We start from the raw sequence: 15,958 nt of genomic DNA on the forward strand, positions 1-15,958 counted from the left end.
TCCTAATTCATTAAAGTGTATCATAAGAATTTGCTATAAACTTATATTAGTGTTCTACTTGGAGGATTCACATGTTTATATACAATTATTCAAGTCCTTATAGAATTAAAACAGCAAAAACGGTTGAAATGATTAACCCTAGTATTACCGGAATAAAGTTTTTCCGAACTAAATCCATGACTGAAACTCCACAAAATCCGGCAATCGCAATCATAGAGGACCATGCAACAATTGTTCCTCCACCAGTCCAAATTGAGCCCATTTGACCAATAGCTGCAAGCGTTCCAGAGTCAATCGAGGTACTTTCCAGAGAGGCAGCAAGGGCTCCGGTCAATGGCAGTCCAGAAAATCCTGATCCATCCAGCCCAGTAATAATTCCAATAATTAATACACTAAATGCTGCAAATAATGCACTCTGTGGCAGAAAGGACTGTGTCGATTGAACAAGATCAAATAGTAATCCTGGTGTATTTTCGTCTACACCTAAAATACTTCCGGAAAAATCTGCACTGCCAAGGAAAAAGAACCCCGCAATCGGAATAACCGGACCCATTGCCTTGAAAGCAAATACGAAGCCATCTGTAATATGGTTACTAATATAATCAAGTGCATGTTGTCGACCAAATGCAACCGTCGATAATAATAGCAGGATAACAGCAACTCCACCAATAAATGCGGCGCCGTCTCCACCTTCGAATCCACTCATTCGCCCTGACAGAAGTTTTGTGTACATCATGTAGATTACTACTGCCAAAAGAGCTACAGGAACAAGCACTGCAAATACTTTACTCCACATATTTAAATGTGCCGAATGCGCTTTATTCGTTGACTCTTGCGTTGATTGCAGAGCCTGAAGCTCTTTTTCATTAAGCTCACTATTTTTTGCACGGATTGTTTTTCGATAAAAGAGATATGCTAATCCTATTGCAGCTACACCTGTAATTATGGATAGGATTAATGCTTTATCAGCGACAAGACTTACATCAATACCGGCTGATTTTGCTGACAAGCTTGGAGCAACCTGAACAATATAATCAGAAGACAGCGCCATTCCTTGCCCAGCCAATGCAACAGCAACTGCTGCAGTTAACGCTGGAAGACCTGAGCGAATCGCAGCAGGTACTAGTAATGCGCATATAAGCGGTACAGCTGGTGTCGGCCAGAAGAACAATGAAATCACATACGTAACCCCAATCAAGACAAAAAACGAGACATGGCCATTTATCATTACCTTTTGGATTGGCTGAATCATCCTTCGGTCGGCACCTAAATCACGCAATGAATGAAGCAGAGCCATCATGAAGGTAATAATCAGGAATATACTGAATAGTTCTTTTGCTGCAACAAGATTGGCATTAAAAATTGCGGTAAAACCATCGATCAAGCTTCCATTGTAAACCCAGGCAATCACAAATGTCCCGAGTAACGAAGGAAGTACTACACCTTTTCTGAATATCATCGTGAAAATAATTAGTAGTGTAAATAAACCGTATAGCCAATGAGAAATCGTTAGCTCCACCGATAACACTTCCTTTCTTAAGTGTGCTATAGCCTATGCACCTTAAAAGGAAGCGGTGAGAACTTTGTTGAAATGTTAAAACTATAATTTCCTAATTTGATTCTTTTTCATTTACACATTCATTGCAAAGTAACTTTCCATTTTTTTGAACACCGTCAAAAAAGCCATCCTTACAATAAACGTTTTGCCCACACGACTGGCACTGTCCGATTAATTCTTTCATCATAATCACCTCTACCTTAAGTATAGAAAATTAGCCCTTTTATTTAAAGGGCTAATTCCATGGGCGAAACTATTATGCAGTTCGCAACAATGTTCTAGGCTGTTTGTAGAATAATAGGAATACGAGAATTGTACAAATAATAAAAGATGGCAACATGTAAGATCCACTATACAGTAGAGAATATAACCAGACTGCCTGCCCTTCTGGTGCATAATGTCCAAAGAACACAATTCCAGCAGTAAAATGTGCCAAAAAGCGTAGTGCAGAACCAATAAATACGCCTAACATAATTAATAAAAAGCTTATCTTCGCTTTTCCTTCTTTGACAGCGTGTTGAACAGGTTTAACAAATATACCTGCCATTCCTATTAGAGTGAAAGCAACAATATAATCAAGAAAACCCTGCACAGGTGTTAAAATTATTGGTCCAGACATAACGACCTGCATAGCTCCTAATAAAAAGCCGGCCACCAGACCGCCTTTCAGTCCCCAGCGGAAAGCTATAATGAATATTGGGATCATTGCAAAAGAAACAGATCCACCTTGTGGCCAAATAGAAAATTTTAAAAAAGGTATTATATCTAACAGTAATGCCATGGCAGCAAATATTGCCACCTCAATCATAAACAACGTACGCTTCGAACTCATTCAGATTACCTCCCCTTTAAATAAACACAAAAAAAGCAATGCCAAGGGGAAGCTTCCTGATGGGGAATCCGCTCACAACATTGCTTTTTATTCCATCAAAAAAGCCACCATCCCTACGCTAGTACTAACTAACAGGTTCTAAGGGTAAGAACAATAAATCATGTTCACTCTCAGCCAATCGGCTCCCCCTGTAGGCTTCTATTAATCTGCTTTTTTCATTATATGCATTATAACGTATCAATTTAAAATTTACAACGGTTTCATATTATGAGGAAAAACTTATTTTGTTAAAACTTTAGCTCCTGTATTCGGATGACCGTAGATTTGAACCTTTCCAAAATCCCGGGTTTGAATTAAGTAGACATGTGCTTGCGGCGTACCCAAAATCTGGTACGTTAATCCTCCAAATTTTTCAGGGCGCAGAAAACCTTTTTCATTCCCTTTAACAGGAGATGCATTTAGTGGATAAATTCGCCAAGTTGAAGCCTCCGGTGGCAAACTCAAGTATTTTTTAAGGGTTACGCCACCCCTAATACTCTCATACGGAAATTCAACATACGAGCAAAATGCCTTTACAACTGATTCTGCTAATACTTGCCAATCATCCTTAATCTGCCGTATATCATCACCTCGTGAATCTGCAAATCCATACTCAATTATGTTTGTTATCACCGCCCCTGTATCACGGTTCATATAATAAAAATCGCGAGTACGATCATTTGGCAGTGGCCTTGTAAAAATCCTGCGTATATTTTGACCTGCATGCTGTAATTCAGCAGCTACCTCTTCTGCCATATCCTCTCCACCATAGATAGAATGGATAACCTCACCACCATCCCCTCCACCGGCATTGATATGATTAGAATGACAATACTTTGCACCACTTTCCCGTACAATCTTCGTTCTTTCTGCTGGTGATAAAGTGACATCCTTTTGACGTGTAATTGCAACCGGAATTCCTAACTGTTGATAACGCTGAAACTGATAGAGTGAGATAGTTAGATTCATATCTTTCTCAACCCAATATTTATTGGATCCGCCGCCTGGATCTTTACCTCCATGACCTGGGTCAATTATTAAAACTGGCTTCATTTAAATACCTCCATTTCTCCCATTTAAACCTTTTTCTAGTATCGCTTCCTTCTGTTTCAGTCCTGTTTTTGTTACATAGTTATTTTTGAACCAAGCGGATATTGATGTTACAGCCAGGAACGAAAATGACATTACTTGTTCCAACATTTCACTATCTATAGGCAAAGGGGATTTCCCAAACATAACAAGGCATTGATTTACAAGTGCCAAAAGAAGTGCAGCCGTTCTTACAACAGTACCTTTATCCACCAGTCACCTCCTAACATAGACTTGTAGTATTATAGTATTTTTAGCTTGTCATAAATAGGAACGGCTAATGTAAGGGACAATTCAAAATCATCTGTTCTACACCTATAATCGAACCTCAAACGAAAAAAGTGTCATTAATGAAGAAAAAAAACGCTGCAAGCTAATTTAGCCTACAGCGTTTGTTATTTACTTTCTTTTTCGTTGGATTGGTAATATACCACTCGTTATTTTATAAGCAATTGCACTAAAAGTAAGTACACTTACGACCAATACTACTAAGGCAATTATAAATTGAATAATCATACTAAATATATCATTAGATACAGCAGCATCAAAATAACGAACACTATTGAAAAGGATATAACACCCGATTCCAACAACACCAAGGAATGAAATTGCTACCCCTAATTGCTGTGGGAAGGACAACTTTTTTACTGTCTCCTTATGCTTAATTGTGATGTATACCATATATACTATTAAAACAACAGCTATCAAAACTACACGATTCATTATGTCTAGTCTCCTATCTAATTAGTGAATAGGTGTGTTCTTCTCCAGAGATTGCTTTAATGCCTGCAGAATATAACCAATTCCTCCATATTGTGAGAGAGGAAATGTCCGTGAAAGACCATCATCAAAACACCCATTAATAACCGGTTTATATTTTTTTCCTGTTAAAACAACCAATTGATCAAACATATCCAGTTTCTTATCTTGAACTTGTTCTCTCAAGCTATCAAATGTAATAATCTGGTCATTTTTTTGATTAAATGTCACATCATACTGTCCATCAACTATATCATCTGCGAACAGAAAACCATGCTTGGCAGATAGTATTACCCATTTATCGGTAAACTGTTCGGCATAATTTCTGCACAGTTTATGTAATGTGCCAATATAAGCTTCTTTTGCCGGAACAGCACCTAAACTCGGATTTTTATCCCATACTTTTTTCCTGCCACATGGAATTATACTTAACTGACTCATTTTTCACAACCTCTTAATCTATGACTTCTACTGTTTATTATAGCACGGTTAATTTGTTTATTAATATGAAAATACGGGTAAACTTATTTTGAAATCAAAATTTTTCTTATAAATTACTTGACAATACCTATTTATTATTCTATACTAAGTTACATAAAGTAACTAATGAATAATTAATGGAGGGATTTACATGACAAGAACAACATGGAGTGTAGACACAGTACACAGTGAATTAGGATTTTCAGTAAAACATATGATGATTTCAAAAGCGAAAGGTAGCTTTGATAGTTTTGATGCTGTTATAGAAGCTGATGTAGATAATTTAACAGATTCAAAAATTGAAGTAACAATTGATGCAAGCAGCATTAATACTCGCAATAAGGATCGTGACGACCATTTGCGTTCAGGAGATTTCTTTGATGTTGAGAATCATCCAAAGATAACTTTTGTTGCAACAGACATCAAAAAGAAATCGGATAACAATTATGATGTTACCGGTGATCTTACTATTCGCGGAACAACGAATCCTGTAACAGCTGATGTAGTATTCGAAGGACAAAGTAAAGATCCAATGAGTGGTAATACGGTTGCTGGCTTTAGTGGCGGAACTAAAATCAGCCGTAAAGATTTCGGTTTAACCTGGAACGCAGCAGTAGAAACTGGTGGCGTACTAATTGGTGACGAAATTAAGATTAACTTCGAAATCGAAGCACATAAAGAAGCGTAACCAACAAACTGAAAGGATGTCACCAAAAAGGTGGCATCCTTTTTTTAGTGGTGCCTGTTTTTTTGGTGCCTGTTACTTCCCGTTTTTTAGCGAACATTGTCGAAACACTCCACTATTACTCAACCTCCAAACCTCCCTTGTTTTATTTTACGTCATTTGAGGTAAACACTTCTATGGATACAATTCAAAAGGAGGATTAGAAATGGCTTTAAATGTAGCTCAAAAATTAATTAAAAACCATCTTAAATCAGGAAAGATGGAACCAGGATCGGAAATTAGTCTTGACATAGATCAAACACTAACACAGGACGCAACTGGAACAATGGTCATGCTGGAACTTGAAGCAATGGGATTGGACTATGCCAAGACAGAAGCTTCTGCACAGTACGTTGACCACAACCTTATTCAGGTTGATAACAAGAATCCGGATGACCATTTATTTTTAGAAAGTGCAGCACAACGATTTGGTTTGTACTATAGTCGTCCTGGAAATGGCGTTAGTCACCCAGTTCATATGCAGCGACTTGCTGTGCCAGGTAAAACACTCCTCGGTTCAGATAGTCACACATGTGCAAACGGCTGTATGGGAATGCTAGCGATGGGCGCTGGTGGAATTGACGTTGCCATGGCAATAACTGGAGAGCCATTTTATATTAAAATGCCTGAAGTAATGGGTGTGAAATTAACTGGTGACTTACCAGATTGGGTCAGTGCGAAAGACGTAATTTTAGAAATGCTTAGACGGTATGATGTTAAGGGCGGTGTTGGAAAAATTATTGAGTATTACGGACCAGGCCTCGATAATTTATCTGCTATGGACCGACATGTCATCGCAAACATGGGAGCAGAACTAGGTGCAACTGCTACTGTATTTCCATCAGACAATGAGGTGAAGCGATTTTTAGCCCAGCAAGACCGCGAAGATGAATGGGTAGAGCTGGTTGCAGATAATGGTGCTACCTATGATAGTTATGATGAAATCAATTTGTCAGAACTAGAACCGTTGATTGCCAAACCTTCCAGTCCAGGGAATGTTGTGCCAGTAAGTGATATTGCTGGAACCCCAATCTATCAATCATATATTGGTTCATCAGCAAATCCGGGCTATCGTGATTTTGCTGTTGCAGCTGAAATCGTAAAAGGACGGCGCATTGCGGATGGAATGTCCTTTGATATTAATCCAACATCAAGACAAATGCTAACAAATCTAGTAAAAGAATTTCATATTGCCAGTCTATTGCAAGCTGGTGCCAGATTACATCAGGCAGGCTGTAACGGGTGTATAGGCATGGGTCAAGCTCCTGCTTCAGGCAGAAACAGCCTGCGGACAACACCACGGAATTTCCCTGGCAGGTCAGGGACAAGTGAGGACAGCGTATTTTTATGTGGCCCAGAGACTGCTGCCGTATCGGCGCTGACAGGTGAAATAACTGACCCAAGGACAATGGATTTTGCCTATCCGGAAGTAAGTGAACCAAGTGATCCTAACGTAGAGGATCTATTAGATAGACCACTCCCACCTGAAGAAGCAAAAGAAGTAGATTTAGTAAAAGGATCAAACATCGTTTCCATTCCCGGAATGGGTGATCTGCCGGATAAGCTGGAAGTTCCAGTTCTTCTTAAAGTTGGCGATAATATTTCTACTGATGAAATACTTGCAGGTGGCGCACGTGTTCTTCCATACCGCAGCAACCTGCCTGAGATCAGTAATTTCACATTTGAAGCTGTTGATTCAACTTATGTTGATCGAGGAATTGAAAGTAAAAATGCCGGCGGTCATGCTATAGTCGGCGGGTATAACTATGGTCAGGGTTCCAGTCGTGAACATGCTGCATTAGCACCCCGTTATCTCGGATTACGTGTTGCCGTGGTAAAAGACTATGCTCGAATCCATTGGCAAAACCTTATAAACTTTGGTATTCTTCCATTGAAATTTACCAACGAAGCTGATTACGATAAGCTATCAAAAGGAGAAGTGCTCAAATTCACGAATCTGCGCCAGCAACTTTTGGAAGGTGATAAATTGACTGCCACGCTCGCAGATAATGGTGAAGATATTACAGTTGAACATAATTTAACACCACGCCAAAAAGATATTATCCTGCATGGCGGACTGATAAACTGGATAAAAGCAAAGCAAGTATAACAAAAGAGCAAGTTCTGTCCGCACAGTATCAAAAGAGTGTGCCCCCAATTTAATTTGGAGCACACTCTTTTGCTTTTTCCATATATTAAACTGCTTTCCCATCACGCACGCTTCTTCATCAGCCACAGGAAGTATGGTGCACCAATTATAGCAACAAGAATCCCTGAGGGTATCTCATTTGGAGCTAATAACGTACGGCTAAATAAATCGGCTATCACTAGCAGTGCACCACCGATTAAAATTGTAACTGGCAGTAAGCGCTGGTTCGACGGCCCCACAAGTAATCGAGCCGCATGTGGTGCAATCAAGCCAACAAATCCGATTGCCCCAACAGCAGCCACACTGAATGCAGCCAACAATGTTGCAATTAGAGCTAGCTGAAACCGGGCAGACATTATATTTAATCCTAATCCTTTTGCAGTATCATCACCTAAGGACAATGTATCAAGCACACGGATTCGCATTAACAATAATGGGAACAAAATCACTACAGGCCAAATAAGGAAATCAAGTAATTCCGACCACCCTCTGGCATAGGTTGTCCCAGATAGCCACGTAAGCGCAGAAGCAACTCCCATATCAGCCCGAACAACTAATATCTGGATAATAGCTGAACCAAACGCAGAAACACCTATCCCAAGCAAGGCCAGAATGGTAGGCTGAAATTGTGCGCGAACCGCCAAAATCATAACAAATACAAAAAATACAAATGAACCAATCATTGCTCCAATCGGAACCCAAACAGCAGACACGCCAAACACATACATTGTAAGCAATGCCCCAACGCCAGCTCCTGAAGTAATTCCAATAACGGACGGATCTGCTAATGGATTTCTTAATACACCTTGAAAGATTAAACCGCTAACAGCCAGCACCATTCCACTAAGCAACGCCACGAGTGCCCTAGGTAAACGTAAATCTAATATCAGACCAAGCATAAAATCATTTGATTCACCAAAAAACGTATTCCATAACAGTACCGGTTCAAACCCATAATTTCCTGATGCCAAACTTACGATCATAGTAAGGATAATAATACCAATCAATAAAGGGATAACAACCTTCAGAGACATACTCATAGTTGCTTTCCCAGCCATAACTGCAGAATTTTCTTCCCCATACTTTGACCGCTTCATACGTAACACTAAATAAGTCAGCCACGGCGCCCCTATAAGTGCAGTTATAGCGCCAACAGGCAGTTCCGAAAATGATGGATCAATCACCCTTGCCAATACGTCAGCAAACAGCAGTACATTTCCTCCCCAGATAAACGAGGCTATAACTAATGGCAAATGTTTTCGATAACCGATAAGCTTTATAATATGTGGGGCAACCAAACCGACAAATCCTATGGGCCCGACAACACTTACTGTTACCGACGTCAGTAATACAGCAGCAATAATCGATACAAACTTGACGACGTTTACGTTTTGGCCCAGTGCAACAGCAACATCATCACCTAATGTCAGTGTATCCATTTTGAATGTAGATCCCAGAATAACTACTAAACCAATTACTACAAACGGTAAAGAAAAATTCACGCCGCTCCAGTCATTTTGAACAAGCGTACCAGAGCCCCATAAAAATAACCCCGCTGTTTCATTTTCATAAAAAATCTGCAATAAACTTGTCAAGGATGAAAACAGAAATGTCACAATCATTCCGGCTAAAACCATGCGTACTGGCGTGGCACTGTTACCACCTGATAATATAAACACAATTAAAAAGGTTAAAATACCGCCTAGAAACGCGACAATAATTCCATTTCCCAGTAATGCCGCTGGGAAGAACACCGTACTAAAGATTACTGCAAAATAAGTCCCGGAATGTATTCCTAATGTACTTGCAGATGATAAAGGATTCTTGGTCACTGTTTGCAGAACAACACCAGCAACTGCAAGCGCACCCCCGGCAATAATGCCCATGACCGCACGTGGCAGCCGTAAAGTACGAATCGTATGATGCTGTAATGTATCTTCCGGTGCAAAGATTGAATCAATAATTGTACCTGTTGGAATGGATACACTTCCCTGATTTATATGTATAAAGGTTAATATGCACAAAAGCGCGGTTCCACCCCCAAAGGTGAGAACCGCAATTATAGATTTTCGTAATGCCTCATTCATCAAATCACTCTTTTACCATAGCATCGACTAACTGTTTTGTTAAAACTTCTGCTGATAATACACCACCAAATGTCCACGTATCACCTGGTAATTGATGGGTGTTACCATTTTTGACAAAGCTTAAATTTTCCCATACTGGATTTCCTTTAAGCTGATTTTCAAAAATATTATCTTCTTCCTGTACAATATACAGGAATTGGAGATCATCCTCCTGAAAATTTTGCAGTGCTTCCACTGTGACTTCGCTATACCCGTATACTTCTGTTTTATCTGTTGAATAAGCATTCTCAAAGCTAAGTTTACTCATTAATTTGGCAACGATAGAATTCTCGGTGAACAATCTTATTGTCGGCGTATTTTGTGCTGTGAACGCCTGTGTTGCAACATATTTCGAGCCTTCCAGCCCTGCGTCTGCTACACGCTGCTTTTGTTCATCGACAAAGTTATTTAGATCCGTTACCGCTTGCTCTGCTTCGTCCTCTTTGTTAACTATTTTAGCAACCGTGTTCAATTCATCAACCATGTTCTGATAATGGTCTTGTATAGCTTCTTCACCATATGGAGCAAACATAACAACTGGAGCAATTTCTTCTAGTTTATCAAGATACTGTTCATGACGAAATTTAACTGCAATAATTAAGTCTGGATTTAATCGGGAAATAGCTTCCAAATTTGGTTCCTGGCGTGTTCCCACATCTTTAACACTCTCATCAAATTCTTTATCGATATTTACCCATTGATGAAAGCCATCCAAATCGGCAACACCAACTGGCTGAACTCCTAGCGCCAACAGATTTTCTGCGTAAGACCACTCTAGTGCTACTATTTTTTCAGGTGACCCTTCAATTGTCTGTTCACCCAATGCATCTTGGATTTTTACTTTACGCTCCTCATTTGAACTATTATCCTCATTCGCATTATCATCATCACTATTACCACTGCATGCAGCTAAAATTGATAATACTAAAATTAACATAAAAATGGCTAATTTCTTCATGTAAATCGCTCCTTTATTCTGTTTGAATCCACTCGATAGAATTACGTATCGGTGTTCGTCCACGATTGCGTGGGATTTTGTTAGGATACCCAATCTGAACAACAGCTATTAGTCGATGTTCACTAGGCGATAAACCAATATCTCTTATAAATTCTTCGTCCAAAAGTGTCGGTTTCGCTGTCCACATCGTACCTATTCCTTTTGACCAGGCAACTAGCTGAAAATTCTGGATGAATGCACAAACCGCAGCATAGTTTTCATCATCCAAGTACCCGCCATCATCCTCTTTATCCATATAAAAAAGAGCATGGTGTGGTACGGAATTGAAAAATTGATTATACTTTTGTCTGGCTTTCTTCAACTTCTCGTCTGAAAGTGCACTTAAATATCCGTATCGTATGTAACTATCTACAATCTTTTCACCAAAACCAGAACGTGCTACATCTTCAAAAATTTTAATTCTCCATGGTTCCTTTAGGTGATGATTCGGTGCATATGCAGCATGGTCAAATAATTCAGTAAGTAAATCCCTATCTATCTTTTCTTCTTTGTAATCAAGAATCGTGCGCCGGCCACGCATTAGTTCAATAAGATCGATCTTTCTCACCTACTCTTCAAATTAGCTAATTGATAAAGATTATCATTATCACCTATAATACTACGGTGTATCCTGAACCCTGTCAAGGTAATCTTTTAGCTATTAGCCATTTCTACAAATTTATTTTCATAGTACCGCTTTTTCTTTGTATTGTTTGTGTTATCAAAAAATGCTATTACATCAGCCAATGCATTTTCCAGCAGCTGACGGTCCTTTGTCAGCTCAAGACGCTCAATTGCCTTTTCGTAATTTATCCCTGCATGCTGGATGCTACTTCCTTTTTTATGTTCGAGACAATAAGCGTATTGCATATGAATCATCCCTAACTGTCGATGGGAAGGAAATTGCAAATTATTATACCTTTCAATTGCATCCTGATAATACGGAACCGCCTCATTAAGCTGTGATTTGTCAAAGTAGTAATATGCCATCTCTGTTAATGCCTCAGCGTGTGCTATGGTATTCACTAATGAAGAGCCCTGTAAAAGCTGTAATGCTTCTTCTAAGTACGGGTATGCCTGCTTATTTTGATCTTTACTGCCGTATGTCTTCGCAATACTTACGAGACTTTTAATCTTAAGCTCCTCATTATCGTTACCTGCCATTTCGATCACCTTATTTAGGTATGAAATAGATTCTTCCCCTTTATTTTGCATCGAATACAGCATCCCAATTTTAAAATGGATATACAATATCATATACTGGTCCCGGTTATCACCTTCCTCGAAATAGCCAAGCCCTTTTTGGAAATACTTCACAGAGCGAACAAATTTTTCAAGCTTTTCTTCCACCTCAGCCAATACCAAAAAGCCCCGTGCAAGTTTGATTCGATCTGTCTCCTCTTCTTCCTCCATTTGTTTAACGGCAGCAGACATAATTCTGCGCGCTAATTTATAGTCGCACATAAATGCGAGTTCACCGAGTAGCATCAAATCGCTATCGTCATCCATATAAAGTTTAGAGATAATTTCGGATGCTGCCCTGCTTTCGCCAATTTCCGCATGACAAATTGCCTCAACCATCCATAATTTTTTAACAAGAACATTATGTAATTCATTATTTTCCCGTAACGTTTTTAACTTGGACAAAACATTTGGATAGTGTCCACGCTTAAACTCGTCCAAAATCTGAACTAAATCCTCTTTATGTTCACCTGACACATTATCATTAAAAAGTTCTTCTAAGTTTAAAATATCCATAACCTAAACTCCCCTCTATACCTAAATATTAACCAAAATTTATGTTAAAATAAAGCAAAAGGGGTGTATGTAAAAGGGATGAAAATGATTGAGTCGGCTATGTTCGTAACGGCCTGTGCGGCGAAAATTCGAAGTAGCGAACTTGTACTGGATGTACTGAATTATAAGTTGCCCACGTCGAAATTCGAAGCATCAACTTTATCGGACTTTTTGAACAACTTCTAGAGGGGAGTATGAAAATGATTATATACTTTGATAGCTATTGTAAAATGTGCACAAGTTCATCAATATTCTGGAAAAAAATAGATTGGAGGAACCAGCTTTCATTTGAATCCTTCCGTACGATCGAAAATTACCCAAAAGCAATGGAAGAAAGCCTGCATGTATACCATCAGAAAAGGTGGTTTGAAGGGTTTGATGCTATTATTGAAGTCTCTAAGAAACTACCGCTTATGTGGGTTCCTTTGCCTATCATGTATCTATTCAAATGGATAGGTTTAGGTGACTTTATTTACAAAAAAATCGCCAGGAATAGAAGGCTTGTGCCTGTCAATCAATGTGACCATGACGGATGCAGAATAGACTCATAGTGATTCAGAGGAAAGTATCCTGATAATCATTTTCCCTTCATCAGCTGTTGCCCGAATCAGTATTGGTTGTCTGTAATTATTCTTAAAGACAAAGTCAGGACCATACCAGCTAACTGTTGCATCACGTCCTGGCGGTACATATGGGACGCTTCGGCTGTGTGAATATCGTTCAATTATCTGGACACCTTTCAGTTCGACCGCATTGTACAACGTTGAAGAAACCTGGCATATCCCCCCGCCAATGTCCTCTGCCAGTTCACCTTTCACTATAACCGGTGCTCGCTTATAGCCTCTTTCCTTCGTTCTTTTACCAACTACATTGTTAAAAGAAAATCTTTTTCCAGGAAAAACAACATGATTATTTATTGCTTCAGCTGCGAGCAAGATATTATGTGATCGTTCTTTATTATTCTTCTTAAAATAAGTAGTATAACTTCCAATTTCCTTTTCACGGATTTCTGCAAGTAATTCACTATCAACACGAGGGTAAACCTTTTGTTTCGGAAGAATGATTTCTTCCCTGCTATTCTCATAAAAATAATCCTGAAAAAGCTGTCGGAATTTAATACGGTCAAGTGTCAATCCAGGTTTTTCCTGCACTATTTGACCTTCATCATTAAGTTTTGCATCTGTAGCTTTTTCATATACTTTTTCACTTAAAATATTCATTTCGAGTTCCAGCTTTTGATTGTCTACAAACAAGCTATCTACATAGGTTAACGCAAAATCATTCCTCGATAATTCCCCTACAGTGTTTTCATCATTAATTATCGTTAGAGGAGTCGAAGCTAATAAAAAAGACAAGATAACGGTTTTCAAAAAACCACCTCCTGTCTTAGTATTCGATAGATAAATAAAAACATGTAACAAATAAACTACTTGTATTTGTGATAATCAAATTAAGAGAGATAAATTGCAAAAACCACAAGTGAAATTATAATCGTAACAGAATAAATTATAAGTTGTAGGGGAAGATTCGACTTCAGCGATGATGATTCATATTCATGTGATCGACGCAGCTGATCTTCTACGGTATCCCCTTCTTCTTCATATCGTTTCATTTTATTTTCTTCTTGTTTAAATACTAGTAACGTTCCAACCAACGCAACAACAAAAAGAAATACTAACAAGATAATAAGTTCAATACTCACGAAAAGCCCTCCTCTATATAATTACACTATAAATGATTAACACCATGTAAACAGTGATATCCATCACAGATATAGAAAACAACCCCAATCAATACTTAGAAACTAAGCTTGTCGCCAAGTCTTAATGACTAAGCCTTAGTTTCATTTATACAGTAAGAAAGTATTCATGCTTTCTTTGATGCTAAAAACCACCCTGCTATTCTAGCAAGATGGTTTTGAGTAGTTTTATCGAAAATCTCTTGAATCCTCGAGGCTACGGGTTGCTACCGTATACCCAATAATTGATGCAAATGTAATCAATAATAAATATAATGTTCCATTTTTCATGAAAATGTCCCTCCTCGTTTATTTAAAGCATGCGTAATTTACCTTTTTTCAAGATAAGTTTAGGTCCACCAAGTAAGAACAAGTAACGATTATCAATAACTTTTTTCATTGCAGTTGCTGGTGTACCATAAAGTAGGCGCTCAGAGAATACAGTTCCCATCGCGTCACTTTTACCGAGGGAAGCTACTGTACCTTTGTCATCAAAAGTAAAGCTTTCTAATTGTTCATTACGGATTAGACCTTTTAAATTGGTAGAACATGTATCAGCATGCTGCATTGCCGCTTGTGCAGTTGGTGGGAATGGACGACCTTCCTCTTTATTCATTACCCAAGCACAATCCCCAATAATGAAGATATTTTCTTCTCCCGGTGCACGAAGATCAGATTCAACGGTAACTTTACCTTTTGTTATTTCAAATCCTGATTTGCCAAGAATTGAATTACCGGTTACACCGCCAGTCCATACGATAGTTCCAGCTTTAATTTCTTCACCATCATCTCCAATAACAAAACTGTTTTTCTTACATTCGGAGATTTTGGCGCCTTCTCGAATTTCAACGCCACGATCTTCTAATGATTTCTTAGCATATGCAACTAAATCATCATTAAAACCAGGTAAAATTCTTGGTGCAGCTTCCACATTAATAATACGTGCTTTACTGCGATCAATATCATACTTTTTGCAAAGCTTCGGTACTTGTTCAGCAAGCTCACCAACAAATTCGATACCAGTGAAACCGCCACCGCCAACAAGAATTGTTAAATCATTTTCATTTTTCTTGACTGAAGTGCTGTATTTTGCAAATTGATACTCAATATGTTCGCGAATCATGCGGCTTGATTCGATGTCTGTAATGGAAAATGCATTCTTTTCCATTCCTTTAATTCCAAATGTATTTGTTTCAAAACCGAGTGAAATAACAAGATAGTCATAAGAAACTTCACTATTTTTCAATACAACACGATTCTCTTCTTTTTTCACTTCAGTAACTTCATCATAGATTAAACTTACACGATTTGGGTTAATTACATCACTAATCATCATTCGTGCCTGATTCTGATTCCTCGTACCTGCAGCAACCTCATGAAGCCAGGTTGTTTGATAATGATAGTTATGTTTGTTTACTAATACTATCTCCGCTTCATCTGGTCCTAGTTTTTGCATTAATCGTTTAGTCGTCATCATCCCAGCATAACCAGCGCCAAGAACGACTATTTTTGGTTTACTCATATAATATCCACCTTCCTCAAATAGTAAAATAGCAATTTCATACGAAAAATCATATAAAATGCAGGAAAAACCTTATGTCCACTTCCTCTATAATATCAAAGTTTTTGTAAATAGGCTAACAAATCTATGTTCACCCGGGTATTCTTTG

General features: G+C 38.5%; 17 protein-coding genes and 1 riboswitch. Of the genes, 3 read left to right on the forward strand and 14 right to left on the reverse strand.

What is annotated here, in order from left to right:
• Window positions 1-97: 97 nt before the first annotated feature.
• The 7 genes from BLS02_RS11495 to BLS02_RS11520 form a co-directional block, all read right to left on the reverse strand.
• Window positions 98-1,519: a hypothetical protein gene (locus BLS02_RS11495; RefSeq protein WP_092493158.1), complete on the reverse strand. Its 1,422-nt coding sequence runs from the start codon at window positions 1,517-1,519 to the stop codon at window positions 98-100.
• Window positions 1,520-1,610: 91 nt separating this feature from the next.
• Entirely contained in the window at window positions 1,611-1,745 is a 135-nt protein-coding gene (locus tag BLS02_RS19330; RefSeq protein ID WP_302846741.1) for a hypothetical protein, read from the reverse strand.
• Between the two features lie 69 nt (window positions 1,746-1,814).
• Complete coding sequence (thiT, locus tag BLS02_RS11500; RefSeq protein ID WP_092493159.1) at window positions 1,815-2,390, reverse strand: energy-coupled thiamine transporter ThiT; 576 nt, start codon at window positions 2,388-2,390, stop codon at window positions 1,815-1,817.
• Window positions 2,391-2,483: 93 nt separating this feature from the next.
• Window positions 2,484-2,589, reverse strand: a riboswitch (TPP riboswitch).
• Between the two features lie 80 nt (window positions 2,590-2,669).
• Window positions 2,670-3,482 (reverse strand): N-acetylmuramoyl-L-alanine amidase family protein, encoded by an 813-nt coding sequence (locus BLS02_RS11505; RefSeq protein WP_092493160.1) that lies wholly within the window; start codon window positions 3,480-3,482, stop codon window positions 2,670-2,672.
• Window positions 3,483-3,731, reverse strand: a complete 249-nt coding sequence (locus BLS02_RS11510) for a phage holin (protein ID WP_092493161.1) — start codon at window positions 3,729-3,731, stop codon at window positions 3,483-3,485. It abuts the gene before it with no gap.
• Between the two features lie 186 nt (window positions 3,732-3,917).
• Window positions 3,918-4,241, reverse strand: a complete 324-nt coding sequence (locus tag BLS02_RS11515; protein WP_092493162.1) for a hypothetical protein — start codon at window positions 4,239-4,241, stop codon at window positions 3,918-3,920.
• Between the two features lie 21 nt (window positions 4,242-4,262).
• On the reverse strand, window positions 4,263-4,718 hold the full coding sequence (locus BLS02_RS11520; protein ID WP_092493164.1) for a DUF6884 domain-containing protein: 456 nt from the start codon (window positions 4,716-4,718) through the stop codon (window positions 4,263-4,265).
• Between the two features lie 190 nt (window positions 4,719-4,908).
• On the opposite strand from BLS02_RS11520, the gene BLS02_RS11525 reads away from it, so the two are divergent.
• Together BLS02_RS11525 and BLS02_RS11530 are read left to right on the forward strand one after the other, a co-directional pair.
• Window positions 4,909-5,445: a YceI family protein gene (locus BLS02_RS11525; protein ID WP_092493165.1), complete on the forward strand. Its 537-nt coding sequence runs from the start codon at window positions 4,909-4,911 to the stop codon at window positions 5,443-5,445.
• 202 nt (window positions 5,446-5,647) lie between these two features.
• Complete coding sequence (locus tag BLS02_RS11530; RefSeq protein WP_092493166.1) at window positions 5,648-7,591, forward strand: aconitate hydratase; 1,944 nt, start codon at window positions 5,648-5,650, stop codon at window positions 7,589-7,591.
• 101 nt (window positions 7,592-7,692) lie between these two features.
• Here BLS02_RS11530 and BLS02_RS11535 read toward each other — a convergent pair whose 3' ends face one another.
• From BLS02_RS11535 to BLS02_RS11550, 4 genes are all read right to left on the reverse strand, one after another.
• Complete coding sequence (locus tag BLS02_RS11535; protein WP_092493168.1) at window positions 7,693-9,717, reverse strand: iron ABC transporter permease; 2,025 nt, start codon at window positions 9,715-9,717, stop codon at window positions 7,693-7,695.
• Window positions 9,718-9,721: 4 nt separating this feature from the next.
• Window positions 9,722-10,714, reverse strand: coding sequence for an ABC transporter substrate-binding protein (locus BLS02_RS11540; protein ID WP_092493169.1), 993 nt, complete (start codon window positions 10,712-10,714; stop codon window positions 9,722-9,724).
• A gap of 13 nt (window positions 10,715-10,727) precedes the next feature.
• A complete protein-coding gene (locus tag BLS02_RS11545) occupies window positions 10,728-11,321 on the reverse strand; it encodes a nitroreductase family protein (protein WP_139180787.1) in 594 nt (197 codons plus the stop codon).
• Between the two features lie 86 nt (window positions 11,322-11,407).
• Entirely contained in the window at window positions 11,408-12,511 is a 1,104-nt protein-coding gene (locus BLS02_RS11550; RefSeq protein ID WP_092493171.1) for a tetratricopeptide repeat protein, read from the reverse strand.
• A gap of 239 nt (window positions 12,512-12,750) precedes the next feature.
• Here BLS02_RS11550 and BLS02_RS11555 point away from each other — a divergent pair, with 239 nt between their 5' ends.
• On the forward strand, window positions 12,751-13,101 hold the full coding sequence (locus BLS02_RS11555) for a DCC1-like thiol-disulfide oxidoreductase family protein (RefSeq protein WP_175559479.1): 351 nt from the start codon (window positions 12,751-12,753) through the stop codon (window positions 13,099-13,101).
• Here BLS02_RS11555 and BLS02_RS11560 read toward each other — a convergent pair.
• From BLS02_RS11560 to BLS02_RS11570, 3 genes are all read right to left on the reverse strand, one after another.
• Window positions 13,096-13,920: a VanW family protein gene (locus BLS02_RS11560; protein ID WP_254788758.1), complete on the reverse strand. Its 825-nt coding sequence runs from the start codon at window positions 13,918-13,920 to the stop codon at window positions 13,096-13,098. The two genes, BLS02_RS11555 and BLS02_RS11560, sit on opposite strands and share 6 nt — an antisense overlap.
• Window positions 13,921-14,000: 80 nt before the next feature.
• Entirely contained in the window at window positions 14,001-14,252 is a 252-nt protein-coding gene (locus tag BLS02_RS11565; protein WP_092493174.1) for a hypothetical protein, read from the reverse strand.
• Window positions 14,253-14,601: 349 nt separating this feature from the next.
• Window positions 14,602-15,810, reverse strand: a complete 1,209-nt coding sequence (locus tag BLS02_RS11570; RefSeq protein ID WP_092493175.1) for an NAD(P)/FAD-dependent oxidoreductase — start codon at window positions 15,808-15,810, stop codon at window positions 14,602-14,604.
• Window positions 15,811-15,958: the final 148 nt, after the last annotated feature.

Source organism: Virgibacillus salinus (assembly GCF_900102415.1).
Taxonomy (GTDB): domain Bacteria; phylum Bacillota; class Bacilli; order Bacillales; family Amphibacillaceae; genus Lentibacillus; species Lentibacillus subterraneus.